This window comes from Ferrimonas pelagia, from assembly GCF_039543565.1.
Lineage (GTDB): Bacteria > Pseudomonadota > Gammaproteobacteria > Enterobacterales > Shewanellaceae > Ferrimonas > Ferrimonas pelagia.
The window spans coordinates 47699-74419 of the sequence record NZ_BAABJZ010000016.1 but is presented as its reverse complement, the minus strand read 5'-3'; the positions used below and the strand labels follow the sequence as shown (position 1 = coordinate 74419).

Genomic DNA, 26721 nt, shown 5'->3' with positions numbered 1-26721 from the left:
AGCTGGCGAATGAAAACGCTGAAACAAGTCCGGTCTGATCTCCGTGTCTGGGGCAAGGTTATCGCCGCCAGTAGGGAAGGGCAGGGCTGGCCGCGCACCAACAGCATTGAGCGGATACGGGACATTGCACAGACGGGCGTCATTAGCGCCGGCACACAGCACCTGTTTAGTCACCAAGCGGAAGCCATCTACTATCCAGAATGGGTGGAGCAGACAACGGCGGCTGTCGACGCCGTGTCGTTTGCTCCAGCTCGACTCATGCTGGTTCGGCATTACGTCCAAGGCTACCCGCTGCGGCTGCTGGAACGGCACGAACGGACGTGGCTCAGAAGCGGTGAGGCCGAGGTGATGGGGCTGCTGTGAAGCAGGTTTCGGCCCCAACTGGCGGTGTGGAAAATTCAATCACTCTGCTCCCTAGAACCTTAGTTGTTCCACTTAAAATCGGCTTCCCTCCGGAGCTATGCTGCTTAGGAACTAACCCACATCAGGCGGCTAACTGCCTCAGGGCAAAAGCATTCAGTTCTTAACCTGTACTGGAAAAGGTAGTCAATGTGGGCTCCGCAGAGGTACCTAGCACAGAAATCTGGACACCCTCAGATACGCACCTCTTATCGTCATTATTTATTTTGAAACCAAATTCAATAAGATGTCTATCTTCTCATGTAGCAAGGTGATTTCTTTCTGTATATCAAATTCTTCAACGTGAAATTCCTCACCGGTATTGAGGTCAAACCATTCATGACTACCGTCTAGCGTAATAACTTTGGCAATTTTTCTGTCATTTTCTTTTTCCTTACTCGCTCTGTCTTCAATAGCTTTCTTTAAGTCACTTTTCGAACTGTCAGTGCCGTGATTTATAAAAATAGTCGTCTTCTTTCCTAAGTCAGACCCACTTAAGTAGAATAGAAATTTAATCAGTCCATCTTCATCAGCATGGGCTGAATAATACGAGGATAAATTTATAACTTCGCCTTTGATAGCCTCATCAGCACTTTCTAGTATCGCTCTTCCACGACTACCTGCAGCTTGAAAACCTGTCATAACAACTGTGTTTTCCACGTCTTGCCCAAATTCGTCAAGGTAACTGACAATTGGTCCAGCTTCACACATCCCTGCGCTAGCAACCACAATGCATGCGCGCTTTCCTATGTCAGATGTCTCACCATATGAACTTGGCTTGCTTCTCTTTCCTTTTTTACTTGCATGCCCGGCTCTATCAATAACTGAAATAAACCCAAGAGCACCATCGCTTTCACTTTCAAAAGTATAATTGGCAGTCTCAAATATTTCTAACAAAGCCTTAGCGTATATATCGGTTACAATCCCACTTCTGTATATGTGCTTGCCGTTACGCTTTGTTCTAAAAAATTCCTCTATATATACTCTATTGGCCTTAACGGCCATTGGTGAATCGACACAAATAGCGAATTTCTTGCTGGAATAACCTTCTCGATCGTTTAAGTAATTAGGAAGGATGCCTTTTCCCATTAGAGACAACATGGTTCGATAGAGGTCGAAAATGATCTCTTGTGTTCTATGGATGGAAAAAGCGGGAATAAAAATTTTCCCACCATTATTAATCACTTTGTCAATAATTATTTCTTCTAATGCCATTAGCCTTTTTTTATCTGATTTATACTTACTTTCCCTATTCCTCCCGCCATAAGTTGACTCGATGACGATAAAATTCGTATCAGGGAAAGGGAAATGATTTGACTTTAATAAAGGTAGGTATTCATTATCATCAAAGTTACATCCTACATCGCCACTAAATAAAATGGTTTTTCCTTTGCTTTCGGGATCATCTTCAAAACCCCAGTTGATACAGATGCTACTCGATCCTAATATGTGACTTCCTCTAAGAAACGACACTCTTAAATCATTTGTTAAACAAAACAGTTTCCCCCAGCCAGAGTTATCTCTCGTGTCAATATAATGGAAGTCAACTGAGTTTACGTGTGAATAATCATAAAAATTTGAATTTTTTGCACAGTCCGACATAACAACCTTGGCTAGTTCACCTGTGGCCCTTGTGCAGTAAACCTTTCCCTTAAATCCATCCTTATATAATTTAGGAATTAAACCACAGTGATCTAGATGAGAGTGAGTAAGTAAAACAAAACGTATGTCTTGGGGATTAAAGGTGAAATTATTTTTGTTTATCCAGTCTGCTTCCGCTGTACCTATATGCAATCCGCAATCTACCAAAAATAATGTATCCTGCCTCAGATGCTTCAGGAGTGTACAAGAACCGCTCACGTCCTTTGTCGCGCCAATAAACTTTATTTGCATATAAGTCCTTTTATATTCAAATGAATTACTCACTTTTCATAGTAATGCATAAGCATAGGAAGGTCATTAACTTTTCTTATCAAATCTCTGGGGGGATTCAATCGGTAAAGTACTTTCGAGTATCTACACTGTTAGCTAGTGACCTACAGCAGTCATTGGGGAATCAACACTTTCAGATGATCGATGAAGAGCCGTTCCTGCAGCCATTCCTGCCACTCACATTATCTGAAAGGTGCAGGATGACTTTCCGTTGAGCTGAGTTTTTCCCGTAATCCAAAGCCATAAGTTGCTGTGTTCTGCGTCATTGAGTAGACCGGACAGCATCCTGTCCGGTTTTTGCCCCTAAAATTCGCCATCATTTCCATAACGTGACGCGATTACCCCTTCATCGCTTTGTGTTGTTCCCTGACGTTAAAGCCCGCCTTCCTCAGGCGGGCTTTTTGTTGCCCGACTTTCTCCAACGCTTCCGATGAGGTTTCCAATGAGCGAGCCATCCAGCTTGCCACTACACGGGGGGGCAAGTGGGCTAGGTATGGATAATTAGATTAAGAGTGCCACATAGAGTACGCTGGCCGGTCCTGAGACAATAAGCTAGGCGCCGGCCAGTATGGCAAACGGAAGTGGCTTAAGTTTGTTCAGCCAACTCTGTAATTACAGTCGCATCGATGCCAATCGGCCCTTTTACGTTATTACTTATATTGACTTTAACGTCTATGCCGGCACTTAAGTTCTGACCGCCACTCAAAACAAAAAGATTATGTTTTACACCGTCGGAACTAGCGATCTCGATAAAAGAGTATCCTGAGGTAACATTGATCACACTACCTTTAATGACCTGGCCTTCAATAAATATGAAGTTTGCTCTTTCGTTTTTAGTGTCTCCCAGAGGAGGAAGAGGTTTAAATGAAACTCGGTCTCCTGGTTTACAGTCCCAGGTAGAGTTGAAGCAGTAAGATTTCTTGAAGTAATAGCTTTTTTCACCAGCCTGAATAAAACCGGTTTCTCTCTCGGTGTTCCAATTGGATATTGTGCCGAAAAGCCAACTGTCTTCACCTTCGGTGCTATTCGCACTTTCCTCGTTTTCGATGCTTTTCTTATTTTCTTGGATGCATGGTGATGAAGGAAGTGCGATTAAGTTTGCTTCTATAGACTCTTCTTGTCTAATGGCAACAATTGCTCTTTCCAGTTCTTCTTTTAATCTAGCGGAACCCGCGAAAGTGAAGTCATAAAAAATCACACGCCATTGCTTTAAGTCAAAAGGTATGTCATCTGGTCCTTGTGATAGTAGTATGACCTTTTTCCAAAGTACATGGCATAAGCCGAGTTCATACATAACATTAGGGTTTTTTCCTGTGAGATCGGCGATAATAAGTTCTGCCTCTTGTATTTCATCCCAAATGTCAGCCAGAATGCTTTGGCTTGTATATAAATCATCGGCTCTCTTACATATCAGTCCCATACTATCTACAAGAGGCTTAATGCCATGCTCATAAACAGGAAGCATTTCTTTATTAAATGGCATAAGTACGAAAGCTGTTCCGCACTTTGGCTCTTTGCTTCTAACAAAAAACTCATTCACATTCATTTTTTACACTCCTTTGTTTACTAGACGATCTTACAAATTACTTAGGTTACGATATAGGTACATGCTTATATTGATGGTAATCTATTTGCAGTAGTCAAGTCAGCCTGAGTGGGTACTCTCCTCAATGGTTGTAGATTTGCTTTTCACTACTATCTCGTCAAGTTTTGCCTAAGTCAATGTTTAGCATTTTAGATGATTGATATGACGCAACTATTGTTTGTTAAGTTCAGTGGCGAAAGTTGAGATTCGGCATTCTTGCACGCTCCGGACAAGATCCTGTCCGGTTTTTTCCCCTGAAAACTGTCATCGTTTCTCTAACGTGACGCGGTTCCCCTCTGGCGCTTAGCGTATTTATACCCCCGCGCAAATCCCGCCCTCCCAAGGCAGGATTTTTCATACGCTGTCTGTCAGCAAGCCATCTGAAGAGGTTACGGATGAATGAAACATCGAGTGCCGGTGCCAAGATCAGCGCGCTGTTTGTGACCGGATTTGGTGCCCTGACTCTACAGCAGTGGATCGCCCTCTTTGGTACCTTTTGCTATCTGGCAAGCTTGGCTCATGACATCTGGCACAAGCGGCAGATGCGCCTTATTGATGCCGACCATAAGCGGAAGATGCGCGAATTGATGGATCAAAACAATCATGAACAGAAGCGGTAAAGCAGCCGGCGGATGCGTAGTAGGCGCCATTCTCGCCATCGTCGTGTCCCTCGCCCCAGGACTGCAGATTAGCGGAGAAGGCCTGCAGATGCTGGCTGATCTCGAAGGGTGTGAGCGAGCCGCTTATCAGTGCAGCGCTGATACTTGGACTGTTGGCATAGGCCACACCATCGGCATTACTGAGGGTGGCATTCTTTCCGATGACAATATTGCCCAGTATTTGGTCACCGATGTACGCTCGGCCGAGAGGGCGGTTAACCGCTATATCAAGGTGCCGCTCACTCAAGGTCAGTTCGACGCCTTCACCAGTTTTGTTTTTAACGTTGGCCAAGGCAACTTCCGTCACTCCACCCTGGTGCGCCGGCTCAATGCCGGAGAAGGCCTTGAAGCCTGCGACGAGCTCAAACGCTGGGTATTTGTTAGCGGCAAAGACTGCCGTTTCCCTGAATCCAACTGCGCTGGCATCGTTAAGCGCCGTCAGCTCGAATATCAACGCTGTCGCAGTTAATACTGCACTCCCTGCCGGTCTGCTGTGCAGGCCCTTAACAGCCCCGCCCGGAATCGGCGGGGCCTTTTTTGGAGCAAGCTATGAAACCGATCTTCCGCAATCCGTTCTGGTTCGCCTTCCTCATCCTGGTGGCCACGTTCTTCCTTACTGCCACCATTCAGGCCGCCGAGCTGGCTGAGCCCTTCGCCATTGAACCCCTGCTCATCGCCATCTTCGGCAACGCTAGCGGGCTCGGCTGGATCGCCATTGGCCTGGCTGTTTGGGCCCATATGCGTCCCTACGTTCCTGGTGAGTGGCTGGCCAAGCTGCCGATTGCGCTGATCACCTTTCTCGACTGGCTGGCCGGCAACTATCGGCGAACCAAAAACGACTATGGCGAAGACCCAAAGGTCGTTAAACAGGCCGACTTGCGATGAAATGGCTGCGGGGATTGTTTCTGGTGTTCCAGGCGGCCCTGCGAGAGTTCGAGCGCCACCGCGCCGAGGCCAAACAGATCCGCCGGGAGAACCGAGCCAATGAGATCAAAGCCGATCCGGATGACGCTGCTGCTGACCGGGTGTCAGCCTGCTGGCCGGGTGTCAGTCACTCTCACAGATGGCGATCCCAACGCCAGCGATAGACTGTTGCCCTCAAGCACCAAGCCTTGAGTGGTACCAGACCAACGACGGCGGTGCGTTCTACCCCCGCCAGTCCCACATCAACCTGCAGCTGTATATCGAGGCGCTGGACAACTGCATCACCGACCACCAAGCGCCCTAGTTCAAACGCGGTACCGGGACACGAATGCTAGTGACATGCGTGGCCGTCGAGCCTCGCCAGGCGAAAGCCAATTAACAGCAGAGCCCGGTCACCGCGACCATTTTGTATTACATGTGTAATACAACTAAGGGAGGCAAGCGTGGCCACAGTCGCCTCCGTTGGTGCCATCAGCTTCAAGGCTGAGATAGATCAGACCACAAGGGCATTGACTCACACCCAGCGTAAGTCGATCCCAAAGGCTACGGTACAGGGTCTTAACCGGACTATTCGCTCAGTGCGTGGCCTGGCTGCGAAGTCCATCGCCACCGCCACGGGCATCAAGCAGAAAGACGTCCGCGCAGATCTATCGATGCACACAGCGAGCAGGCAGGAGCCCTCAGCCAGTATTAGGGCGCAGCGTCGTCCGCTGGCCCGAAACCTGATTGAACATGTCAGGCCCAACCGCCGAGCAACATCGGCAGGGCAGGGGAGTCCTCAGTTCTTCCGACGTCGCAGTAAGAAGCGAGTGCGCAGGGGAGGGCAGCGTCGGAGTGTTGCTGGTGACTATCGCTGGCAAGGTGTTGAGGCCAAAGCCTGGGGCACAACCAAGCAGTACAGGGGCAGCTTCATCATCAACACGACCAAAGGCCCGCGAGTAGTGCTCCGCAATGGTCGAAGCCGTAAGAAGCTAACTCTGGTCTCGGGCCCATCAGTCAAGGCCACCCTAGTACAGAACCACATCAATAAGGCGATGAGAGAGCATGCCAACCAATGCTTTCGCGTCGAATTTCGGCGCGCTCTCAACAACGACCTGCGCCGCAAAGGCCTAGCATAAGGCCTTCGCGGGTCCTTCCGACCCCTCTCCCCTGTCGTGGGGGCGCCGCAGCGCGGTATTTGCGAAATTTTCGGTCTTTTAGTGATCCACCGCAGGTGCCCTAGATCCCTATTCCCATGCGGTCTGCGACCTGAGCAACCTGAGCATTTTTAACGGAAACCCCCATGGCTAAAGACGTTTCGACTGATCCAGCGACCATGCTGTGGTCCATCTCGAAATTGGCCATCGCCTTTGGGATGGATCGCCGCACGGTCTCCAAGCGCCTCGATGGTGCCCCAGCGGCTGGGGTTGAGCGCGGTGCCAAGGTCTTCAAGTTGGCGGTTGCCGCCCGGGCTTTGTTTGGCAAGAGCGAAGCAGCTGGGGATCAGGTCGATCCCGATAAGCTCGAGCCGCAGGACCGGCTGGCGTATTACAAGTCAGAGCGTGAGCGGCTGCAGTACGAAACCGAGATCAGTCAACTGATGCCTGATCCACTCCACCGCGCTGAGTTAGCCAAGTTCGCCAAGGTGATGGTGCTGGAGCTGGAGACGCTGCCGGATAAGCTCGAGCGCGATTGCGGCCTGCCGCCGTCAGCAGTCAGTAAGGTGCAGACGATGGTGGACGATGTGCGCAATGCGATGGCCGAAGCCATTATCCACGCCGATGAACTCGAGGAGGAGAACGCGTGATCCTCCCTCCATACGCCAGCGCCGAACAAGGGCGAGTCGATACGGCCGAGATGCTGCGGGCACCCAGTCGTCTCAAAGTGGTTGAGGCCATCAAGAAATCCATGCGGGTACCGAAGGGCGCTGCTAACTCCGAAGCGTGGGACGACACCCTGACCGGCTACATGAATGAGCCAATCAATTGCTTGGCGTCACGTCAGTACGATGCGGTGATCTTCGTCGGCCCGGCCCGAACCGGCAAGACCATTGGATTGATCGACGGGTTTATCTGTTACGTCATTTACTGCGATCCCGCTGACACCCTGTTGGTGCAGCTGACGGAAGAGAAGGCGCGCGAGCACAGCAAAAAGCGGCTCGACCGTACCTTCCGGGCGTCGCCGCTGATCGCTCAGCGGATGAGCCCTATCCGGCACGACAACAACGTCCACGATAAGATCTTCAAGTCGGGCATGTACCTCAAGATCGGCTGGCCCTCGATTAACGTGCTGTCGTCATCCGATTACCGCAACGTGCTGCTGACCGACTACGACCGCTGGCCGCTGGATATTGATGGCGAGGGCGATGGCTACTCGCTGGCTTCGAAGCGGACCACCACTTTCATGTCAGCCGGCATGACAGCGGTGGAGAGCAGCCCGGGCCATGACGTGATCGATCCGCGCTGGCGTCCGCCGTCTGCTAACTCGCACGAAGCGCCGCCATGCGAAGGGATCATCAAGCTCTATAACCAAGGCGATCGCCGTCGCTTGTATTGGCCTTGCCCAGATTGTGGCGAGCACTTCCAGCCGGTGCAGGAAAACATGCAGTGGCCCGACGATAAGGCGGAGCCCGATCCGGTCCGAGCCTCAGAAGCTGCGCGGGTGGTATGCCCGCATTGCAGTCGGGTGATAGAGCCCCATGAAAAGCGGGCGCTCAATCATCCCGACACCTGCGTTTGGCTGCGCGAAGGCGAAACCATCGACCGGCACGGCACCCGCGCTGGCGAGCCGCGCCAGTCGCGCATCGCCTCGTTCTGGATGGAAGGCCCCGCCGCGGCCTATCAAACCTGGGCCAAGCTGGTGTATCAGCTGATCTTAGCTGAGCAGGAGTTTGAGCTGACCGGATCGCAGGAAACCCTCAAGGCGCGGATCAACACCGACTGGGGCCGACCCTACCTGCACCGCAACGGCCAGCAAGATTTTGCGGCGGAAGACCTGCTCGAACGGGCGGAGCCCTTCACCAAGCGAACCGTTCCCCATGGTGTGCGCTTCCTGATCGGCTCCGTCGATGTGCAAGGCGGCAGGAAGCGACGCTTTGTGGTGCAGATCATCGGCTACGGCGAAAACGGCGAGCGCTGGCTGGTTGATCGCTACAACCTCAGAGAAGTGGTTGATACCGAGAGCGGTGAGATCAGCCCCATCGATCCTGCTGGTCGGCTGGAGCACTGGGACATCCTTGAAACCGACGTGATGGACAAGCGCTACCGCTTGTCCGATGGCAGTGGTCGGCGCATGCCCGTGCTGGCCATCGCCTGCGATCACGGTGGTGAAGCGGGCGTTTCCGACAACGCCTACCGCTTCTGGCGCAAGATGCGGCGCAAAGGTCGCGGGACGCAATTCTACCTAGTGAAAGGGGAGGGCAAGGCGCAGCAGCTGATCCGCAAAAGTTTCCCAGATAACACCGACAACAGCAGACGCCGCGCCAGCGCCCGGGGCGATGTGCCGCTCTACCTGCTCGATACCGACCGCATCAAAGACAAGATCGACACCGCTCTGCATCGCGACGAACCCGGGCCGAACTATCTGCATCATCCCGACTGGCTCGGGCTCTGGTTCTTCCAAGAGCTCACCGCCGAAACGCGCGGCCCTGATGGCAAGTGGCGCAAGGTCTCTGAGAAAGCGGCCAACGAAGCGCTCGATCTGTACGGCTACGCCCACGCCGTTGCCATCGTTCGTGGCTACGAGCGCATCAACTGGCAGGCCCCGCCGCCCTGGGCCAAGGACTGGGACGACAACCCCAACATCCTGCAGCCGGACCAACCGGCCAAAGTGTATCGCGAGCCCGATCCCCAGACCGTGTCGGAGCCAGCGGCCCAACCCAAACCCGAAGACACCGCCCCGGCCGATAACTGGCTGGGCAGTGCCAACAACGACGGATGGCTGTCATGACCCCAAGCGATATCCAAGTGATGATCGACACCTACCTGCAGGCCGAAAAGGACGTACTCGACGGCAAGCAGGTCAGCTTTGGGGGCCGCACCCTCACCATGGAAAACCTCAGTGAGATCCGCAGCGGCCGCAAAGAGTGGGAAGCCCGCCTGCGTGGTACCCGTCCCGGCTCCGGCCCCGCGCAAATCGTCTTTAACTGAGGCCCCCATGAACTGGCTAGAACAAACCATCGAGGCGGTCGCCCCCGGATGGGCGGCAGAGCGTGCCCGCTCGCGGTTGTTGATCCAAGGCTACGACGCCGCACTGCCGGGCAAACACCACAAAGGCAAACGCAAGAGCAACAGTGCCAACAGCGCCATCGGCTTCGCCGGTGCCAGCCTGCGCGAGCAAGCCCGCTGGCTGGACGATAACCACGATCTGGTGATCGGCCTGCTCGACAAAATGGAAGAGCGCATCGTCGGGGCCAAAGGCATCGGCGTCGAGCCCATGCCGCTGGACTTAGCTGGCGATCGCCACGTCGAGCTGGCCAAGGAGATCCGCCGGCGCTGGGCCGCGTGGTCACTCAAGCCGGAAGTGACCGGTCGGCTGACACGCCCCAGTATGGAACGCACCGTCGCCCGCGCCTGGATGCGTGATGGCGAAGCGTTCGGCCATCAGCTGCGCGGCAACATCGCCAAACTGCAGCACCCCAGCGGGTGCCAGTACAGCATCGAGCTGCTCGAAGCTGAGTTCGTCCCGCTGGATCTGAACCTGACCAAAGAGGGCCGCGAGCTCAAACAGGGCTGCTGGCTCAACGCCTGGAACCAGATCACCGCATTCGAGGTGTACAAACAGCACCCGCGTGAATATCACAGCCGTGCCACCAAAACCGTGCCCGCGGATTCCATGCTGCACATCGCCAACCGTCGCTACCTGCGCCAGCTGCGGGGGATCAGCATCCTGCACGGCGTCATCATGCGCCTGGCCGATCTCAAGGACTATGAAGAAAGCGAACGGGTCGCCGCCCGCATCGCCGCCGCGCTGGCGTTCTACATCAAACGCGGAGACGCCCAGAGCTGGGAGGGCAGCGAAGGGCAGGGCAACGGCAAGCAACGTCAGATCAACTTCGGCCCCGGCACCACCTTTGACGATCTCAAACCCGGTGAATCGGTCGGCATGATCGAGTCCAACCGGCCCAACACCCACCTCAGCGAGTTCCGTAACGGCCAGCTGCGCGCCGTCGCCGCGGGGACCCGCTCCGGTTACAGCTCCATCGCCCGCGACTACAAAGGCAGCTACTCCAGCCAACGGCAGGAATTGGTGGAGCAGTTCGAGGGCTTCGCCGTGCTGCAGGACGAGTTCGTCGCTCAATGGGCACGGCCCAACTACCGCGCCTGGCTCGAGATGGAAACCCTGCGGCGGGATAACCCGCTGGTGCTTCCTGTCGACGTCGACCGTGACACCCTGTTCGACGCGACCTACAGCGGCCCAGTGATGCCATGGATCGATCCCTACAAAGAAGCCCAAGGCTGGAAGATGCGCATCCGCGGCGGCGCCGGTACCCAAGCCCAGTGGATCCGCGCAGCCGGTGACAACCCCGACGAAGTGCTGGCCCAGCGGGTCGGCGAGGTCACCTACAACCTCGAGCACAACCTGACGTTCGATACCGACGCCGGCCAAGTCTCCAACGCCGGGGTGGGGCATTCCGGTCAATCCAATCTTTCAGATGACAACCCCGAAGGAACCGCCAATGAAGACGAGTAAAACCTCGCTGGCCGCGGCCATGGCACTGGCCAGCGGCCTGATGCCACCCCAAGCCAGCGCCGGCCTCAATGCGGAGCAGGTCAGCCCGCTGAGTGAAACCTGGTACAGCATCAAAGCCAGTGGTAATGCGGGCGCCGAGATCTGCATCTACGACGAGATCGGCGGTTGGGGCATTAGCGCCCGTCAGTTCGCCACCGAGCTCAAAGCCCTCGGCGATGTCAGCCAGATCACCCTGCGGCTGCACTCCCCGGGTGGCGACGTGTTCGAAGGCATGGCCATCTACAACCTGCTCAAGCAACACAAAGCCCACGTCACCGTCCACATCGACGGCCTAGCCGCGTCCATGGGCTCCGTTATCGCCATGGCCGGCGGCACCATCATCATGCCCGCTAACGCCATGATGATGATCCACAAACCGTGGGGCATACAGGGCGGTGACGCCGACGAGATGCGCCGCTACGCCGAGCTGCTCGACAAAGTCGAAGGCACCTTGATGTCCGCCTACCGCGACAAAACCGGCCTTGATGACGACAGCCTGACCCAAATGTTGAAAGACGAAACCTGGATGAGCGGCGCCGAAGCCGTTGAGAAAGGCTTTGCTGATCAGCTGGCCGAACCGCTGCAGGCGGTGGCCTCCTTATCCTCCAAACGCTTACAGGAGTTTGAAACCATGCCCGAGCAATTAACCGCTCTGCTCAACCCGCAAGGGAACAGCCCCAAGCCGCCTGCCCCGCAAGCCACCCCGGCCCCGCAGGCAACCCCGCAACCCGCGCCAATCGCTGAAACCGAAGCGCAGATCCGCGCCCGCATTAAGCAGGAAGAGCAGACCCGCCGCACCAACATCGGCAACCTCGCCGCCAACTTCGGCGGTACCCGGGCTGAAGCCATCGCTAGCGTCATCGCCGAATGTCAGAACGACATGAGCTGCACCATCGAGATGGCCAAGGACAAGATCCTCGCTCATCTGGGTAAAGACAGCACCCCTAGCGGTGGCGGTCACATCCACGCCGATAACGGCAATATCGTCGGTGATAGCGTCAAGATGGCGCTGCAGATGCGTCTTGGCCATGCCACCGACGGCGAAGCCAAGGATAAGCAGGACAACCCCTACGCCCACATGACCCTGCGCGAGTTCGCCCGCGCCTCCCTGATCGATCGCGGCATCGGCATCGCCGGCATGAACCCACTGCAGATCGTCGGCCTCGCCTTCACCCACGGCAACAGTGACTTCGGCAATATCCTGATGGACGTCGCCTACAAGTCCGTGCTGATGGGCTGGGATGAAAGCGAAGAGACCTTCGAGCAGTGGACCAAGAAGGGCAGTCTGTCCGACTTTAAGGTCTCCAACCGCGTTGGCATCGAGAGTCTGCCCACCCTGCGGGAAGTGCGCCCGGGGGCCGAGTACAAGCACATCACCGTCGCTGATCGCGGCGAAGCCATCGCCCTGGCCACCTACGGCGAGATCTTCTCCATCAACCGCCAAGCCATCATCAACGACGATCTGCGCATTCTGTCCGACATGCCGATGGCGATGGGGCGCGCTGCCAAAGCAACCATCGGCGATCTGGTGTATGCCGTGCTCACCAGCAACCCGGAAATGAGCGATGGCAAAGCGCTGTTCCATGCCGATCACAACAACATCGCCAGCGGCGCGCCGACGGTGGATAACCTGGACAAGGCGCGGCAGAAGATGCGCACCCAGAAATCCGGCACTCGCCACCTCAACATCCGCCCCGGCTTCGTGCTGGTGCCCACCGCGCTGGAAGCCAGCACCCTCCAGACCATCAAATCGGTCTCGGTCAAAGGGGCCGACATCAACAGCGGCATCGCCAACCCGGTGCAGAACTTTGCCGACGTCATCGCCGAGCCACGACTCGATGACGACAGCGCCAAGAAGTGGTACCTGGCCGCGCCGAAGGGCCGTGACACCATCGAGGTGGCCTACCTCAACGGCGTCGAAGCGCCGTTTATCGACCAGCACGAGGGCTTCACCAGCGACGGCGTCGCCACCAAAGTGCGCATCGATGCCGGCGTCGCCGCGCTGGATCACCGCGGCATGGTGCAGTCCCCGGGCACCTAACCCCCATTAGGGATGTATAGCATGGCTGTTATACATCCCTCGTTTCCCTCTTCGAACAGGAAAGCCCAATGAAAAATTACGTCCAGAAAGGCGACAGCCTAACCCTCATCGCCACCGCCATCGTCACAGCCGGCACCCCAACCCAAGTGGGCGCCTTGGTGGTCGTCCCTCATGAATCTGCCGCCGTCGGCCAGCCGTTCGTCGGCATGCGCTGTGGCGTCTACCGCTGCACCACCACCATCACCAGCGATAAAACCGCGGGCAGCAAAGCCTACCTCAAAGCCGACGGCAGCATCACAGAAGTGGCCAGCGGCAACACCTTGGTCGGCGCCTTTACCCAAGATGTCAGCACCGGCGCAACCGAGGCCGAGGTACTATTCACCGGCCAGGTGGTCTAAACCGTGAGCCGCTTCGACCGCCTCAAGGCCCGGTTGGATAGCCGGGTCTTCGCCAAGGTGGGGGACAGCTGGCTGCTCGGTGACTTCTATCGGGTACCGTTGGCGCTGCAACCCGTGTCAGCGGTTCTGGTGGAAGAGGAGTTCGAGCACGACGCCGGCTACGGCCTGACGCGCATGCTGCCCATCCCCGAAAGCTGCTTTCTGGCATTGCAGCTGGAAGAGGGCGACGGCGCCCAGCTCAAAGCCGCCTATGAGTCCGGCAACCCCGACGCTACCCGCTACCACATCCGCCGCATCCCGCCGCCCCTCGACGGCATGGTGAACCTAGAGCTGGAGATCGAACGATGAACACCTTCGTGCAACCGGAGAAGCACCGCGCCCTGGAGATCATCGACGCCATCGTGGCCCTGCTCGAGCACCACCTGACCGAGCCTGTGCTGCGCAACCGCTTGGAGCCGGCGCGGCAAGTCCCCGCTGTCGCCATCAAGATCGGCAGCGATGAGGTGATCGGGCATCAAAGCCGCTTTACCGATCGCCGCCTACAGATCTACGTCGATCTGCTTATCGCCCCCGAGCAAAAAGCCGATCTCGACGCCCAGACCCTCGACCTTCGCCTCAAGGTCGAGCGGTTGCTGCTCGCTCCGGATCCGCTGAAGCTGAATTGGGTGATAGAAGTGTCCGATCCTGAGATGCTGGATCCTGACTACAACGGCGAAGGCGATATCCCCCTCGGCGCCACTCGACTGGTATTCGCCGTGAGCTATCGAGTGGAACGGGAATGCTAAATGAGTGAACTGTGGGAGAGTTGCTTGTGAGGATTTTTTGCGAACTCTAATCTGAGGACTATGACAGTCAAACAACAAGAGAAGAGATGAACTTAGCAACGTTACGAGAGATAGCTCAGCAACATCATCACCACACTCTGACTTTGATTGCAGACGCTATCGGTGGGCCTGCCATCCTCAATCCGACCAAACCCTTATCTGAAGACTTATTGAATGCGTTAGGGATCCACCCGCACCTTGTCCCGCTCTCTTGGGTAAAAGACGACGGCGAAATGAACGAACGTTTCTGGAGCGCCCTCTATCGAGCTCGTGTTCGCCACCGCAAGGACAAGCCGGGCACCTGGGTGTATCGCTTCAATGAAGATGGCCAGATAGAACGATTGAACTAGCTGTAGGGGTGGTTTCAGTATTTGGTTAAATTAGTTATTGAGTGCTTCGGAATGTGCAATAAAAAGCCCGGCAAAGCCGGGCTTTTGCTTGTATCACCGAAGTGATGCTTAAGGGCAACCTATGGCTAAGGTTGCTTAGTTTTGCCCACATTCCATTGCGGGCAGTTGGGTAAAGGTTTAATTAGAATCGGATCTGGACGTCGGTTGCGCCACGGTGCTTTTTGAGCTCTTCTACCATCTCTTCGACGCTAGCGTCCTTGATGGCCTTCAAGCGTGGATCGCTCTTAGAGCCATTGGAGTCGTCACAGGCAAACTGTTCATCGCCCAGAAGTTCGCTCAATAACTGACAGATCGCGGAATAGGTCGCTTTGGTGGGGCGGGATAGATCTCTCTCGTACCTACCGATGTTATTGACCCCGATGCTGAGCTTCTCAGCAAACTCACCTTGGCTCAGACCGGTTCTCAATCGAGCTGCCCTGAAAGCTGTTGGAAATTTTGGTTCGTGGGGCAGGGGTAAAACTACTAGTTCTTGCCAATCAATAGACATCGCAGACTCCTTGAACTGTGTAAGTGGTGCCATGCTAACCTTAATGCCACACTTTGATCAACACTTGGCTGTAAAAATGTTCTTTTTAGTGTGCTTTGTGGTGTCTGGGGTGTCCTTTGGATCGGGACCTAACCTAAAAGACACGACTTTAAAGCCGACGAAGTGAACTAAGTCCACCTCTTTCGGTGGGCTTTATGTATTACACATGTACTACAAAGGAGGCCCTATGGCCGCTAACACCAAGACGCCGCCGGTTGAGCAACCGGCCCAGGCGGGCACAGCTGTACCTGCGCGAAAGAGTTGGGCTGTGCGGCGAGGCAATGCTAAGCCGCTGCCGGGCGTCACGGAGCAGAACAAAGACCAAGTGAAGGAGTCCGACTGATGGGACTGACCAAACGCGAACTGATCTTGCTTAAACCTGAAGCCGTGACCGGTCAGGTAGAGGACCTCGACCCAGCCACCGACGCCGTTTTGGTGGAAGCCTTGGGGATCGCCAACAACGGCGCCCGCATGGTTGAACGTGGGGTGATCAAACCAACGATGGGCAAAGAGCAGTCTCTCTTTGCTGGCACGCTCAAAGAGATCACCTTCACCGCTGAGGTGAAGGGAAGCGGAGCGGCCGGAACCGCTCCAGAGATAGGCGCAGCCTTGCGTGCCTGTGGTTTGAACGAAGAGATCGCCGCCGGTCTCTCGGTCACCTATGCGCCGGTTTCGGCCGGTCATGAGTCGGTCACCATTCAGCTGTATCAAGATGGCAGCCTCTACACCCTTAAGGGCTGTCGTGGCAACGTTTCGTTCGATTTCACCGCCGGTGGCATCGCGAAGGCGAGCTTTACCTTGCGTGGTCATGTGCATGAGCACGTTGATGCCCCGTTCCCTGCAGCCAGTTATGCCAGCACCGTCCCGATACCACTGATCGGCCTCTCCAGTTTGCAGGTGGGTGGCTATGGGGCGGAGATCAATCAACTGACGTTGGATCTGGGTAACGAAGTGGTCAGCCCGGCCAGTATCCGCAGCGCCAATGGCTTCGGGGAAGTACGCATTGCCAACCGCGATCCTAACGGTCAGATAGACCCAGAGATGACCGCACTTGCCACTAAAGATTGGGAGCAGGAATGGATGGAGGGTCGTGCCTCAAGCATCGTCACCGGCACCGTCGGAAGTCAGCCGGGTAATATCTTTGCGTTGAATATCCCTAAGGCCGTATGGCGTGACGTGTCACAGGGTGAGCGCGAGCAAGTCCGCACTCTCAGTTTGCCGTTCGGCGCTTGCGAGAGTGCGGGGGATGATCAGTTCAGTTTGGTGTTTAGTTAAGCGGCAACACTGAATTTATGACCACAGTGGATGCACTGCTTACAGAATTTACTCACTGATTCGCGACACTCTGGGCAGGTTTTTGCGCCATCACCCTCAGGAAGGATCTCATTGGGGGAATATGCCTGTCTCGGGACCGGTTGAGCTGGTTGTCGCTTGGCTCTTGTATCTTTTGCGGGAGCTAATGGGGCCAGAGATGCCCACCCCGAAAGAGCGATAAGAATCAGTCCGGTCGCTATCAGTTGCTGTTGGGGAGCAACCAGTAGCAAGCCAGCGCTGACGCAGGCAAGCCAAGTGAGCATTGCTGCGCCCTGCACATTTCTGCTCCAGGCAATCACCACGACGCCAAGCAAGGTAGCCAATATGGCCAGTAATACGAATTCAATCATTCCCAACTCCTTGGAATACAACACAATGAATAAAGAATGGTACACCCCAATTCTCGAACAGCAAAAGCCTGAGGGCGAACCCCGTTTCGAAGTGCAGTTGCAGCCGCTGTCCCGCCTTCAATTATGGGAGGTGCAAAACACCGTTATCCGTCAGGGCTCAGACATGGTGATTGGCTTTGAAGGACGCCGCTTGCTGGTGCGCTACGGCATCAAAGACTGGCGTGGCCTAACCGATAAAGCGGGCCAACCCATCCCCTGTCCAGTCGGTAACGAAGTGGCCATGCTTGAGCATGTGCTGCCAGGCATCCTGCAGGAGATCGGATATCAGGTGATGAACCTCTCCAGCCTCAGTGGAGAACAGAAAAAAAACTGATCATCGCAGTGGCGGTTGCGCAGGCCCCCAAATACTACAACTGCGCCACCTGTCGGCACCGCCATTGCGATGACGCCAACCCGGCACCTTTTGCCATGTGGTCGATGGAAGGGATCGGTGAGTTCACGACTTGCCCTAAAGGGGGGATCACCCCACAAAGCGACCGTTATCTGTCGTTGTATTCCCACTACCAAAATCACCATCTCGCAACGAGCGGGGGCCTGACTGATCAGCCAGAACCCTATCTGCAGGCGATGTCATTGATTTACACCCAACTGAGGATCGCTAACGATGCAAACCGTTGATGCACGTTTTGTCATTCGCGCTGATAACCAGACCGACAATACCTTCCGGCAAGTAAAAACCAACCTAGAAGGGATGCGTAAAGAGAGTAGCGTGCTCAATGGCGTGCTGGGGACGCTCTCCACTGGGCTAGGAGCGGTGGGGCTGGCCGGTGGTTTCTCGGTCACCGCCTTAGCCGGTTTTACCAGCCAGACTGCCGCGGCTATCGACGAACAGGGCAAGTTCGCCGCATCACTGGGATTGACCTACACCCAGCTGCAAACACTGGATCATCAATTCACCCTGACCGGCGTTAGCGTCACAGAAGGGCACACCGCTCTACAGCGCTTTGTCCGTCGTCTGGCCGAAGCGCGCCGGGGGGCTGGTGTGGCTCGCAGTGCATTGGAAGATCTGGGGCTGGATGCCGTCGAAGTGCAGGCCATGGATACCTATGATGCCTTTGGTCTGGTGCTGGATAGGCTGCGGGATGTGGCTGATGAAGGTCAGCGGGGGGAGCTGGCCAACCGCTTCTTTGATATGTCCTGGCGTGCGTTGCAAAACACCATGGTGGAAGGCAGTGCCGGCTTAGCCAATGCCCGGGAAGATCTGGAAAAGCTCAACGCCTTGGTGGGCGATGATGTGCCGACGTCTGCGGCGCAATTCGTGAGTGCGCAAGAGCGCATGTTCAAGTCGTTGTCGGGCAGCACCACCGCCTTTCTCGTGGCGGTCGGTGTGATGGAGAAAGGTGCCGCAGTCATGGACTGGGTCGCCACGACATGGGCGACCGGCTTCAATGCCGCCTCCGACTCCTTTGAGCGTTGGGGCGGTATCATCGATGATCTGAATACCCGCACCGATGCGGTTGGCCGCATCTATCAGCTAACGATGGGTGGCCTGCTTGGGGTGTCGGACGAGTACAGTCAGCAGATCCATGACGCCGTGAACCAAGGCAAAGCCGAACTGGTCAGCGTCGGCACTCCTTTGCTCAACGCCGGCGAGCAGGCGGGCGAACAGACTGCCGACGCCTGGCTCAAGGGCTACGCTCAGCGGATGGTGGAGGGCAGGGTGATCCCCGAGATCATCAATCCCGACGCCATCGACACCAAGCCCCCCGAGCTGCCCCAATTAAATCAGTCGCTTTATATCCCGCAGGACACGGCCGAAAGCTGGGAGCAGGAACAGGCCGCACTCAAAACCCTGACCACACTCAAACGGCAGGCATCGCTGGCCGGCATGGACAACGACGCCCGTCTGCTGGCTCTGCGCGACGAGCAACTGCAGCAGGTGCAGGCCTTGGCCGATGCGCACCCCAAATACGCCGCGCAGGCCACTGCCGCCGAGCAGGCGATTCATGCTGCTCATGACAAGCGGGTCGATGCACAAACCCAGAAAGAGCAGGAAGCCAACCTGCGTCGGTTGGAAAGCTGGATAGCCAGCAATGGCACCCAAGAGCAGCAGTTGGAGCAGTCGCAAGATAAGCGCTTGGCCGAGCTCAAATCGCTGCTCGATGACGAACTCATCCTTGAGGATGAGTTTCTGCAGCGCCGTCGCGCACTGGAAGAGCGCTTTACCGAAGAGTCTAAGGATCTGGCACGGCAGCGCTACGAAGAGCAGCGTAACTGGGCCGATCGCCTCTACGACGAACTGGCTGATGCCTCCGATCTACAGGGCGAGCTGTTTGAACGCATGGTGGACCGCTGGTCTAGCGGCATGGGCTCGGCTGTCGAGTCCGCGGTGTTTGACTCAGAGAATCTGGGCGATGCCTTAGGCGGCGTATTTGAGGGGATGGCCCGCAGCGTCGTGGCCTTCTTTGGCGAGTGGGCAGCACAAAGGGTGGCCATGTGGGTTCTGGAGAAGGCGCTGGGGGCTGGCGAAGCCGCCAGTTACCAAGCCAGCGTGACGGGTCGAGGCATGGCTGAGACCCAGCTATGGGCTATCAATGCCGCCGCCTCCGCCGCTGCCATTCCCATCACCGGTTGGGCGATGGCGCCGGGTGTGGCTGCCGCGGCCGAAGCCGCAGGGGCTGGTTTGACCGCCGCTGCCGCAGGCTTTGCCGCCACCGCGGGTCTGGCTGGAATGGCCCACAGTGGACTCGACGCTGTGCCTCGGGAGGGGACGTGGTTGTTGGACAAAGGCGAGCGGGTTTATACCCAGGAATCCGCGGGCAAGCTGGATGCCATGTATGACGCCATTCTGGCCCTTTCTCGCAGTCGGGGAGGGGAAGCCCAAGTGCACATTCACAATGCCCCCGCGGGGACCACAGCCCGAGTGGAGCAGGATGACGATGAGTTTGGCCGCCGGGTGATCCGGGTCTTGCTTGAAGATCAGAGCATGGCCGGCGAGGTCTCCAGCGGTTACCAGCAGATGTGGGGCCTGCAGCGGCAGGGGAGGTTCTGATGTCATTGCTCACCGTCGATTGGCCTGAAGAGAAGTTTGGCCTACCGCAAATGGAGTCATACACCCTCAAACGCCAGACCAACCTGTTGCGCACGGATATGGCCAGCGGTCACGTACGACAACGCCGGATCAGTCGGCAAGTTCCCACGCTGATGACGGCGGAGTGGTTGCTTGAGTCGGACCTGCGGGACGATTTTATCGGCTTCATTGATTATGCCCTGCAGGGCGGTGTGGTGTGGTTTCGGATGCCGGTTTTGGTCGGTAAGGCATTGCGCCTGCACGACTGCCGTTTTCTAACCCACCCTGCTGACGATGAAACCCCAGGCCCAATGTTAACCCGCTTCCAATCCACCATCGAGGTGCGGCAAGTGTATCGCTCCGATGATGAACGCATCGTATCGGTCATCTTGGCCCCGAACACCTTGGATGATTGTGTGGCAGGTACGAATGATGCCATGAATAGTTATTACACTGCGAGCTGGAAAGATGACCAATAACTTTTTTAAATTAATTGAAGAACTGCAGCAGCACCTGAGTTGGTTGAATCAAATCCTAAAAGGGACGCAGTCCGAAGATGTGATTATTGATGGCGAGGTGAAACCGACGATATCGAAAGCACTGAATGGTAAAAAAGAGGAGATGGATGCTTTGCTGTCGCAAGCAGAGACTGCCCGTGATGCGGCGCAGTTGGCATCGGGCGTATACGCCAGTGTCGCCGCTGGACTGGCCGCGACAAGTCCTAGCGCTTATTTTAATGTGCCGAGCAGTTCCGCCGCTGAAAACTTGATCTTATATCGCAACGACAACGGTTCGGCGCAAGAAATTAAACGCTACCCTAGTGAGGGGGCGGTGCAGGATTTACGACGCTATGACATTGGATTTTGTACCGGAAACAACACGAATGATGGCGGGATCATCTTTGATTTTGTTAATCTGGTGATCACCGTTGAAGCATCCCGAGTTTTTTTACAGAACAAAACCGGCGAGTGGCTACCGGCAGCAACGATTGTTATTGATAGTACCGATCGGCACTTATACTACAATGCGGGCACCAAGGAGTATGAAACGTATCCCGCGAATGTACCGTTTGGAACCGTGACAGAGCAGCATGCACTGCTGGCCGTTTTTCGCCCTGAAGGCGGCGTCAGCTGGTGTGGCTGGCCAAATTATCGAGTAAATCGAATGCCGACGGATAGCAGTGGCAAACGCGCCAATCTGGTGCGGAATGCACCTATGGGCACCAGTAATAACCTTAGTTATATTGACTTCGATTTTGATAATAACAAAGTTTTGATTATTGGCGGTGTCTATCTTTACACTCAGGGCTTTGGTTACTTTGCACTGCCAGAAGGTGAGATTGAGTTTGATAGTTCTGCTCGTTATCTTTATTACAACAGGACGATAAACGAAGTTATTGCAACCAGTGGTTCGGCCTCATGGTATGATGACGACCTGTATTTGCTGGCTCAGTTTTGGCCAAACCATAAAAAGGTGAATTACTGTGGCTTGTCAAACTATCGAATTAATGGGGTGTTGCAAAGCCTGAGTGCGATTGAGGCGAATCAGATCCGCCTTGCGACCCTGGGCGGGGCTGGCAATAGCAATACTCGCTATCTCAATATAGATACGGTGAATTCGCGAATTGAAGTCATTGGTACGCTTTTTGTCTATTTGGAGAGCTACTCGTTAAAAAGCCTATCCGGTTTCTCTGTGGCATTTGATAGCGACACCCGACATATTTATTATGATCGAATCGCGCATGAATTGGTGGCGCAATCCTATCGGGTCGCCGATGAGTATGTGAGTAGCCATTGTTACCTTATTTTGAGCTTTTACCCTGCGGGCAATGCAAGTGCCATTTGGTATAGCGGTGATGCGGGGTATCGAGTCAATGGCGTGCGGCCTCGCCCTGCAGGCCAGGTAACGACCTGGCTGAACCTGCATGATTATGTGGAAGGTCAAAAGGCGGTGAGTCTCCGTCGCTCCGTTCCCTATCTCGATCTATATGCCGGATCTGGGCTCAACTATCAGAACAAAGACAGCTTCATCTCATCGGATCAACTGCACTATGCCGCAGAAGGGTATGCGCACATCGCAGCGATGACCACGGACTTTATCCGCCGCAATGCTCCTGCGGGTGAGTTAGCAGGAAAAACTGTGGGGGTGTTTGGTGGGTCATTCTCTGTGATTAGCGCATCGCGGGCGTGCAAAGATGTCTGGGCGTCAGAGTTGGGGATCGCTTATACCGACTATGGCGTAAGCGGGGCCGGTTTTGGAAAGCAAAATAACTTGATCGATTCACAGATAGATCAAGCCGGGGTGCATGATATCTATGTGTTGTGGTGCTCTACCAATGACTGCACTGGTGCCGTCGCCATTGGTGAGCCAGATGCTGGCGACAACACCACGCAAAATGGCGGGATGAATGTTTGCATCGATAAGCTGATCGCGCTGAACCCAACGGCCAAGATCTTAATCTTGGGATCTTTGAAAGCGTATTCGTCCAAATATCTGTATGACCCCGCCGTGGTACGTGGCTAAGTTGCCCTCGGTCTGTTTTTAATTGGGAATGTGACCATGAAAGCCATCGAAGTCGCTTACGCCAGCGCCCCCGCTGATGAAGCGGTGATCCACACCCTAGAGCTAGAACACCCCGCCTTTCCCGGCGGGGTGTTTCGTTTGTGCAACGGGTTTAACGATATCGCGCTGACCCTCGAAACCGGCGAAACCGTCACCTTCACCGCTGCCGGACTGGGGATCAACCTGCCCGAACGCGCGGTGGTGGGGCGGGAAGATCTCGCCTTTGCCATGGATAACGTCACCGGCGACGTGCGCCACAACATGCTGGCCGCTCAAGAGCAGGGCGGCGAGATCCCGGTGCGTTATCGGCCCTATCTGGAAACCGACCCAACCGGCCCCGCTCAGCCCCCGCTGGTGTTGACGGCGGTGGGGTATGCCGATGACCGGCGCAGTGCGACGGTCACCGCGTCATTCCGCAATTTGATGGATAAGCGCTGGCCCTTTTTGTTGTTCACTCCAGCCAAGTATCCGGGGATCAAATACGCATGATCACAGACACCCAAGCCGCACAGCACTTCAGCGTGAATGACTTTTTGGCCGTGCCCTATCTCGACGGGGGCCGTGATATGGACGGCCTCGACTGCTGGGGCCAGGTGCGGCTGGCCCGCGCGTTGCTGTTTGGCCGCGACATGGCCACCAGTTACGGCCATATCCTGTGCGCCAACAAACCGGGCATGACCGACGCCTTTGCCCAGATGCTGCCCCGCTTTGCCGAGGTGTCACCGCGCCCTGGGGCCGTGGCCTGCTGCTTTAAGCCTGACGCCGAACAGCGCCCCGTGCTGTTGCATGTGGGGCTGGTGGTCGAAGCCGAGGGCATCAAAGTACTGCACACCAACGCCAAAGCCGGGCCGCATCTGCTGCCGCTGCGCGCCTTTGGTCGCTTATCCCTGGACGTGAGATTTTTTGATGACTGCCACCGTGATCACCTATCCCAACAAGCTGGACAAAACCCAGTTTGAGCAAGAGCGGGTGGCCGCCGGTCAGACCCTGACCCAGCTACTCGCAGCGCGGGTGCCTTCGTTTCGGGTGATGGCCACGCCGCCGATCCTCGCGACCCTCAACGGCGTGCCTTTTTCGCCGAGTCTGTGGGATGTGACCGTGCTGCAACCGGGTGATCGGCTGGAGCTAACCGTGCAGCCCAAAGGCTGGGAGATGTTGGCCTATGCCATTGTCGCCGCCGTGGTGGCGGTGGGCGTATCGGCGGCGATGGCCCCGTCGGACAACTACAACACCACCCAGCCCAAGGGCAGTCCCATCTATGATGTGAACGCCCAGGGCAACCAGATCCGCCTAATGGGCGTGGTGCCTGAGCTGTTCGGCACCCACGGCACCTTTCCGTCGCTGATCTGCCAGCCCCATCGCTACTTCGAAGGGGACGCCGAATACCTGCTGCTGATGACCCTGGTCAGCCGTGGTTACCTGTTGCTGACCCAGGATGATATCCAGATCGGCAATACCCCGATCAGCCATTACGCCAGTGACATCGATGCTGAGATCTTTGCCCCTAGTGCCGATGTCAGCGGCCACCCCGCCCATCGCAATGTCTACACCAGCCCGGAGATCGGCGCGACCGCAGGCACCAGCGGCATCGAACTCGAAGGCGCGGTGGCGCACATCACGCCGCCGCAGGTGACGTTCGAGGGCAAACGCCTCACGTTGTACCGCGACTTTGATGGCGATCTGGAAGCCTGGTGGCCCCAAGAGTGGGAGTTGGGCCAGCAGCTGGAGATCAGCGGCACGCCCGGCGCGGCGTTTATCTCAGCAGGCAGTGCCAACGCCAGCACCGGCTGGCGACGGGACTGGCGCAACGAAGAAAACCACCTGTGCTATCGCAGCACCGATCAAAGCCTGCATGCCTATGAGCTGGGGGCGCGGCTGTACTACCCCATCGCCGGGCAAGTTGGCCAGGTGCTGGCGAAGTACACCACCGACGATGGCGAGGCCACCGCACTCTATGTGGTGGTGATCGGCGATCTGGACGGTAACTACATCGACGACAACCGGGTGGATGATGATGTCCGAGGCGGTCGCATCGAGTTTTTGGGGGAGGATGATGGCCTATACCAAGTGGAGGCGGTGACCGAAACCGATGCTGAGATGGCCCGCGTGGATGGAACGGGCACTTGGGATGGATTCACCCATCAGGGCGATCATGACAGTGTGACCATCGACGCCCTCGATACCTTGCCCGGCAAGCCGGTAGGCCCCTTCTACACCACCCCCGTCAATGAACTCACCGACACCCTCCACATCGATGTGCGCTTTCCCCAGGGGCTGGGCCGACTGAATGATAAGGGCAAGATCCTAGAGCACACAGTGGCCATCATGCTGCAGTGGCGCGAGGACGCCAATAGCGATTGGCAAGATGTGCCGTTTGAGCGCACCGAGGCTACGCGCGATCAGTTGGGCAATACGCTGACCATCAACCTGTCATCGATGTGTCGGCCCCAAGTGCGGGCCTATCGGATCACCGAGGCGGCAGACGACACCAAGATCTGGGACACCATCGAGCTGGTAAGGCTGAAAAGCCTGCTGCCCACCCCGCTGCAGTACGACGATGGCACCACCTTGGCGGTGAAGATCCGCGGCACCAATGCCCTGGCTGGCACCGCTGAAAACAAGCTGTTTTGCGTGCCCACCCGCCTGCTGCATGTGCCGTTTGGGGATGGCTGGACGGGGGCGGATTACAACGATCCGACCAACATGCAACCCACCAACGACATCGCCCCAGTGCTGCGCTACATCGCCCATGAGATCGGCTTGAGCGATATCAACATGGGCCAGGAGGAGCTGCTGCGCCTGCACAATATCTGGCATGGACGTGGTGACTTCTTTGATGCGCAGTTCGATAACGCCGACACCTTTTGGGCTGCGCTCGAACGGCTGCTGGCCGTGGGCTACGCCAAGCCCACGCTGGAGCTGGGGCAGATCATCCCGGTGCGGGACGAGCCGCGCACGGTGTTCGATCACCAGTACCAACCGGAGAACATGACCGGCGATGGCCTCAAGCGCAACGACAGGCTGTTTGATATGGACGAAGCCGACGGCATCGAAGTGGAGTATTTCAGCCGGGAAACCTGGAAAAGCGAAACCGTGCTCTGTCTGCTGCCGGGCGATGTGGGGGCACAACCGGCCAAGGTCAAAGCCTTTGGCGTGACCGATCACCAGCAAGCCTGGCGCTTTGGTATGCGCGAACGGCGGCTGGCTCGATACATTCGCACCGAGTACAGCTGGGCTACGGAGATGGACGGCTTCAACAGCCGCTATCTGAATTATGTGGCGCTGGCCGATGACGTACCGGGTTACGCCCAAACGGGACAACTGTTGGCGTGGAGCCCCTTACCCGATGGCGCATGGTTGCGACTGGATGCCGATCTGGATTGGACTGAGGGAGAAACCCACTGGCTGGCCTTGCGCAAGCCGGATGGCCGCTTGTCCGGGCCTTACCAAGCGGTGCGTTTAGAGCGGCCTGATGAAGTGGAGATCAGCGGTAAGCTGAACTTTAGCCCGGATCTGAGTGGTAGACAGGAGCCGCCGCTGTGGATGTTTGGCCCAGGCAGTCGTTGGTGCTTCCCAGCGCTGGTCACCAAGAGCAAACCCAGTGGGACCGAAAAGATCAGCATGACCGCCCGTAACTACGACGCACGGCTGTACGCCGATGATGATTGCCCGGGGCCGCTACCGGGCAATGATCCGGTGCAAGGGGCAACCGTTCCGGCCATCGGCCATGGCAGTGAGGTGACCTTTGTTGGGTTACCTGGCGATGTGTTGGACGTGGCCTACTTTCGGCCCGGCGACCGGGTGCGGCTCTGGCTCATCGGCCTGACCGGCGGCGAGTACCTGATCACCGGTATCCATCAGAACCTGCGGCAGATCCACATCATCAAGCCGGATGGCCAAGCGGCGGGCCTGGTGTTTACCAACCGATCAATGGTGATCACCCTGCTGGCCCGAGGCGATTGACATCAGACCTGGCAGGGTAAAAAATGACCACAAACAACGACGTAAGGATACGATC

Annotated in this window: 29 protein-coding genes; 25 read left to right on the top strand and 4 right to left on the bottom strand. The window is 56.3% G+C overall.

Annotated features, from left to right (window positions below; genetic code table 11):
* Window positions 1-9 precede the first annotated feature (9 nt).
* The gene (locus ABEA08_RS06600) at window positions 10-363 is read left to right on the top strand and encodes a hypothetical protein (protein ID WP_345334499.1); all 354 of its coding nucleotides are present in this window, start codon (window positions 10-12) and stop codon (window positions 361-363) included.
* A gap of 258 nt (window positions 364-621) precedes the next feature.
* Here ABEA08_RS06600 and ABEA08_RS06595 read toward each other — a convergent pair whose 3' ends face one another.
* Both ABEA08_RS06595 and ABEA08_RS06590 read right to left on the bottom strand, forming a co-directional pair.
* Window positions 622-2292, bottom strand: a complete 1671-nt coding sequence (locus tag ABEA08_RS06595; protein WP_345334498.1) for an MBL fold metallo-hydrolase — start codon at window positions 2290-2292, stop codon at window positions 622-624.
* Window positions 2293-2917: 625 nt separating this feature from the next.
* Complete coding sequence (locus ABEA08_RS06590; protein ID WP_345334497.1) at window positions 2918-3877, bottom strand: hypothetical protein; 960 nt, start codon at window positions 3875-3877, stop codon at window positions 2918-2920.
* 434 nt (window positions 3878-4311) lie between these two features.
* Here ABEA08_RS06590 and ABEA08_RS06585 point away from each other — a divergent pair, with 434 nt between their 5' ends.
* The 14 genes from ABEA08_RS06585 to ABEA08_RS06525 all read left to right on the top strand — a co-directional run bounded on the left by ABEA08_RS06585 (window position 4312) and on the right by ABEA08_RS06525 (window position 14821).
* On the top strand, window positions 4312-4536 hold the full coding sequence (locus ABEA08_RS06585; protein ID WP_345334496.1) for a phage holin family protein: 225 nt from the start codon (window positions 4312-4314) through the stop codon (window positions 4534-4536).
* Entirely contained in the window at window positions 4520-5044 is a 525-nt protein-coding gene (locus tag ABEA08_RS06580; protein ID WP_345334495.1) for a lysozyme, read from the top strand. The genes ABEA08_RS06585 and ABEA08_RS06580 overlap by 17 nt, the downstream gene beginning before the upstream one ends.
* An 80-nt stretch (window positions 5045-5124) precedes the next feature.
* Window positions 5125-5460 (top strand): hypothetical protein, encoded by a 336-nt coding sequence (locus ABEA08_RS06575; RefSeq protein ID WP_345334494.1) that lies wholly within the window; start codon window positions 5125-5127, stop codon window positions 5458-5460.
* On the top strand, window positions 5457-5663 hold the full coding sequence (locus ABEA08_RS06570; RefSeq protein WP_345334493.1) for a hypothetical protein: 207 nt from the start codon (window positions 5457-5459) through the stop codon (window positions 5661-5663). The genes ABEA08_RS06575 and ABEA08_RS06570 overlap by 4 nt, the downstream gene beginning before the upstream one ends.
* Before the next feature lie 279 nt (window positions 5664-5942).
* Entirely contained in the window at window positions 5943-6617 is a 675-nt protein-coding gene (locus ABEA08_RS22010; RefSeq protein WP_425557340.1) for a phage tail protein, read from the top strand.
* 164 nt (window positions 6618-6781) lie between these two features.
* Window positions 6782-7285, top strand: coding sequence for a DUF1441 family protein (locus ABEA08_RS06565; protein ID WP_345334492.1), 504 nt, complete (start codon window positions 6782-6784; stop codon window positions 7283-7285).
* Complete coding sequence (locus ABEA08_RS06560) at window positions 7282-9426, top strand: phage terminase large subunit family protein (RefSeq protein WP_345334491.1); 2145 nt, start codon at window positions 7282-7284, stop codon at window positions 9424-9426. The genes ABEA08_RS06565 and ABEA08_RS06560 overlap by 4 nt, the downstream gene beginning before the upstream one ends.
* The gene (locus ABEA08_RS06555; RefSeq protein ID WP_345334490.1) at window positions 9423-9626 is read left to right on the top strand and encodes a hypothetical protein; all 204 of its coding nucleotides are present in this window, start codon (window positions 9423-9425) and stop codon (window positions 9624-9626) included. Before ABEA08_RS06560 ends, ABEA08_RS06555 begins: the two co-directional genes overlap by 4 nt.
* A gap of 7 nt (window positions 9627-9633) precedes the next feature.
* Window positions 9634-11169 carry a phage portal protein gene (locus ABEA08_RS06550; RefSeq protein ID WP_345334489.1) on the top strand — a complete coding sequence of 512 codons (1536 nt, stop codon included), beginning with the start codon at window positions 9634-9636 and terminating at the stop codon, window positions 11167-11169.
* Window positions 11156-13249: a ClpP-like prohead protease/major capsid protein fusion protein gene (locus ABEA08_RS06545; protein ID WP_345334487.1), complete on the top strand. Its 2094-nt coding sequence runs from the start codon at window positions 11156-11158 to the stop codon at window positions 13247-13249. Before ABEA08_RS06550 ends, ABEA08_RS06545 begins: the two co-directional genes overlap by 14 nt.
* 68 nt (window positions 13250-13317) lie before the next feature.
* Window positions 13318-13647 (top strand): capsid cement protein, encoded by a 330-nt coding sequence (locus tag ABEA08_RS06540; protein WP_345334486.1) that lies wholly within the window; start codon window positions 13318-13320, stop codon window positions 13645-13647.
* Between the two features lie 33 nt (window positions 13648-13680).
* A complete protein-coding gene (locus ABEA08_RS06535) occupies window positions 13681-13995 on the top strand; it encodes a hypothetical protein (RefSeq protein WP_345334485.1) in 315 nt (104 codons plus the stop codon).
* Entirely contained in the window at window positions 13992-14432 is a 441-nt protein-coding gene (locus ABEA08_RS06530; RefSeq protein ID WP_345334483.1) for a hypothetical protein, read from the top strand. Before ABEA08_RS06535 ends, ABEA08_RS06530 begins: the two co-directional genes overlap by 4 nt.
* Before the next feature lie 86 nt (window positions 14433-14518).
* Entirely contained in the window at window positions 14519-14821 is a 303-nt protein-coding gene (locus tag ABEA08_RS06525) for a hypothetical protein (RefSeq protein WP_345334481.1), read from the top strand.
* 181 nt (window positions 14822-15002) lie between these two features.
* Here ABEA08_RS06525 and ABEA08_RS06520 read toward each other — a convergent pair whose 3' ends face one another.
* Window positions 15003-15368, bottom strand: a complete 366-nt coding sequence (locus tag ABEA08_RS06520; protein WP_345334479.1) for a helix-turn-helix domain-containing protein — start codon at window positions 15366-15368, stop codon at window positions 15003-15005.
* Between the two features lie 226 nt (window positions 15369-15594).
* Between ABEA08_RS06520 and ABEA08_RS06515 the strand changes: the two genes are divergently transcribed.
* Together ABEA08_RS06515 and ABEA08_RS06510 are read left to right on the top strand one after the other, a co-directional pair.
* Window positions 15595-15750 (top strand): hypothetical protein, encoded by a 156-nt coding sequence (locus ABEA08_RS06515; RefSeq protein WP_345334477.1) that lies wholly within the window; start codon window positions 15595-15597, stop codon window positions 15748-15750.
* Window positions 15750-16682, top strand: coding sequence for a phage tail tube protein (locus ABEA08_RS06510; RefSeq protein ID WP_345334475.1), 933 nt, complete (start codon window positions 15750-15752; stop codon window positions 16680-16682). The genes ABEA08_RS06515 and ABEA08_RS06510 overlap by 1 nt, the downstream gene beginning before the upstream one ends.
* Here ABEA08_RS06510 and ABEA08_RS06505 read toward each other — a convergent pair.
* Window positions 16679-17071: a hypothetical protein gene (locus ABEA08_RS06505; protein WP_345334473.1), complete on the bottom strand. Its 393-nt coding sequence runs from the start codon at window positions 17069-17071 to the stop codon at window positions 16679-16681. The two genes, ABEA08_RS06510 and ABEA08_RS06505, sit on opposite strands and share 4 nt — an antisense overlap.
* A 25-nt stretch (window positions 17072-17096) precedes the next feature.
* Between ABEA08_RS06505 and ABEA08_RS06500 the strand changes: the two genes are divergently transcribed.
* The 8 genes from ABEA08_RS06500 to ABEA08_RS06465 are packed head-to-tail and all read left to right on the top strand — an operon-like array spanning window position 17097 to window position 26666.
* A complete protein-coding gene (locus tag ABEA08_RS06500) occupies window positions 17097-17444 on the top strand; it encodes a hypothetical protein (protein WP_345334471.1) in 348 nt (115 codons plus the stop codon).
* An 8-nt stretch (window positions 17445-17452) separates the two neighbouring features.
* The gene (locus tag ABEA08_RS06495) at window positions 17453-17749 is read left to right on the top strand and encodes a hypothetical protein (RefSeq protein WP_345334469.1); all 297 of its coding nucleotides are present in this window, start codon (window positions 17453-17455) and stop codon (window positions 17747-17749) included.
* Window positions 17736-20123 (top strand): hypothetical protein, encoded by a 2388-nt coding sequence (locus ABEA08_RS06490; protein WP_345334467.1) that lies wholly within the window; start codon window positions 17736-17738, stop codon window positions 20121-20123. The genes ABEA08_RS06495 and ABEA08_RS06490 overlap by 14 nt, the downstream gene beginning before the upstream one ends.
* Complete coding sequence (locus tag ABEA08_RS06485) at window positions 20123-20620, top strand: hypothetical protein (RefSeq protein WP_345334465.1); 498 nt, start codon at window positions 20123-20125, stop codon at window positions 20618-20620. The genes ABEA08_RS06490 and ABEA08_RS06485 overlap by 1 nt, the downstream gene beginning before the upstream one ends.
* Window positions 20610-22664, top strand: coding sequence for an SGNH/GDSL hydrolase family protein (locus tag ABEA08_RS06480; RefSeq protein WP_345334463.1), 2055 nt, complete (start codon window positions 20610-20612; stop codon window positions 22662-22664). Before ABEA08_RS06485 ends, ABEA08_RS06480 begins: the two co-directional genes overlap by 11 nt.
* A gap of 36 nt (window positions 22665-22700) precedes the next feature.
* Entirely contained in the window at window positions 22701-23192 is a 492-nt protein-coding gene (locus ABEA08_RS06475) for a DUF1833 family protein (RefSeq protein ID WP_345334461.1), read from the top strand.
* Complete coding sequence (locus ABEA08_RS06470) at window positions 23189-23662, top strand: hypothetical protein (protein WP_345334459.1); 474 nt, start codon at window positions 23189-23191, stop codon at window positions 23660-23662. The genes ABEA08_RS06475 and ABEA08_RS06470 overlap by 4 nt, the downstream gene beginning before the upstream one ends.
* Window positions 23610-26666 (top strand): host specificity factor TipJ family phage tail protein, encoded by a 3057-nt coding sequence (locus tag ABEA08_RS06465; protein WP_345334457.1) that lies wholly within the window; start codon window positions 23610-23612, stop codon window positions 26664-26666. The genes ABEA08_RS06470 and ABEA08_RS06465 overlap by 53 nt, the downstream gene beginning before the upstream one ends.
* The last annotated feature ends 55 nt before the right edge of the window (window positions 26667-26721 follow it).

Bases quoted from the DNA above. Each gene is read 5' to 3' on its own strand.
- ABEA08_RS06510 (WP_345334475.1), top strand. From the start codon at position 15,750: ATGGGACTGACCAAACGCGAACTGATCTTGCTTAAACCTGAAGCCGTG.
- ABEA08_RS06565 (WP_345334492.1), top strand. From the start codon at position 6,782: ATGGCTAAAGACGTTTCGACTGATCCAGCGACCATGCTGTGGTCCATC.
- ABEA08_RS06550 (WP_345334489.1), top strand. From the start codon at position 9,634: ATGAACTGGCTAGAACAAACCATCGAGGCGGTCGCCCCCGGATGGGCG.
- ABEA08_RS06555 (WP_345334490.1), top strand. From the start codon at position 9,423: ATGACCCCAAGCGATATCCAAGTGATGATCGACACCTACCTGCAGGCC.
- ABEA08_RS06520 (WP_345334479.1), bottom strand. From the start codon at position 15,368: ATGTCTATTGATTGGCAAGAACTAGTAGTTTTACCCCTGCCCCACGAA.
- ABEA08_RS06595 (WP_345334498.1), bottom strand. From the start codon at position 2,292: ATGCAAATAAAGTTTATTGGCGCGACAAAGGACGTGAGCGGTTCTTGT.
- ABEA08_RS06530 (WP_345334483.1), top strand. From the start codon at position 13,992: ATGAACACCTTCGTGCAACCGGAGAAGCACCGCGCCCTGGAGATCATC.
- ABEA08_RS06575 (WP_345334494.1), top strand. From the start codon at position 5,125: ATGAAACCGATCTTCCGCAATCCGTTCTGGTTCGCCTTCCTCATCCTG.
- ABEA08_RS06585 (WP_345334496.1), top strand. From the start codon at position 4,312: ATGAATGAAACATCGAGTGCCGGTGCCAAGATCAGCGCGCTGTTTGTG.
- ABEA08_RS06485 (WP_345334465.1), top strand. From the start codon at position 20,123: ATGTCATTGCTCACCGTCGATTGGCCTGAAGAGAAGTTTGGCCTACCG.
- ABEA08_RS06525 (WP_345334481.1), top strand. From the start codon at position 14,519: ATGAACTTAGCAACGTTACGAGAGATAGCTCAGCAACATCATCACCAC.
- ABEA08_RS06545 (WP_345334487.1), top strand. From the start codon at position 11,156: ATGAAGACGAGTAAAACCTCGCTGGCCGCGGCCATGGCACTGGCCAGC.
- ABEA08_RS06570 (WP_345334493.1), top strand. From the start codon at position 5,457: ATGAAATGGCTGCGGGGATTGTTTCTGGTGTTCCAGGCGGCCCTGCGA.
- ABEA08_RS06465 (WP_345334457.1), top strand. From the start codon at position 23,610: ATGACTGCCACCGTGATCACCTATCCCAACAAGCTGGACAAAACCCAG.
- ABEA08_RS06590 (WP_345334497.1), bottom strand. From the start codon at position 3,877: ATGAATGTGAATGAGTTTTTTGTTAGAAGCAAAGAGCCAAAGTGCGGA.
- ABEA08_RS06515 (WP_345334477.1), top strand. From the start codon at position 15,595: ATGGCCGCTAACACCAAGACGCCGCCGGTTGAGCAACCGGCCCAGGCG.
- ABEA08_RS06480 (WP_345334463.1), top strand. From the start codon at position 20,610: ATGACCAATAACTTTTTTAAATTAATTGAAGAACTGCAGCAGCACCTG.
- ABEA08_RS06600 (WP_345334499.1), top strand. From the start codon at position 10: ATGAAAACGCTGAAACAAGTCCGGTCTGATCTCCGTGTCTGGGGCAAG.
- ABEA08_RS06580 (WP_345334495.1), top strand. From the start codon at position 4,520: ATGAACAGAAGCGGTAAAGCAGCCGGCGGATGCGTAGTAGGCGCCATT.
- ABEA08_RS06540 (WP_345334486.1), top strand. From the start codon at position 13,318: ATGAAAAATTACGTCCAGAAAGGCGACAGCCTAACCCTCATCGCCACC.
- ABEA08_RS06505 (WP_345334473.1), bottom strand. From the start codon at position 17,071: ATGATTGAATTCGTATTACTGGCCATATTGGCTACCTTGCTTGGCGTC.
- ABEA08_RS06490 (WP_345334467.1), top strand. From the start codon at position 17,736: ATGCAAACCGTTGATGCACGTTTTGTCATTCGCGCTGATAACCAGACC.
- ABEA08_RS06500 (WP_345334471.1), top strand. From the start codon at position 17,097: ATGAATAAAGAATGGTACACCCCAATTCTCGAACAGCAAAAGCCTGAG.
- ABEA08_RS06470 (WP_345334459.1), top strand. From the start codon at position 23,189: ATGATCACAGACACCCAAGCCGCACAGCACTTCAGCGTGAATGACTTT.
- ABEA08_RS06475 (WP_345334461.1), top strand. From the start codon at position 22,701: ATGAAAGCCATCGAAGTCGCTTACGCCAGCGCCCCCGCTGATGAAGCG.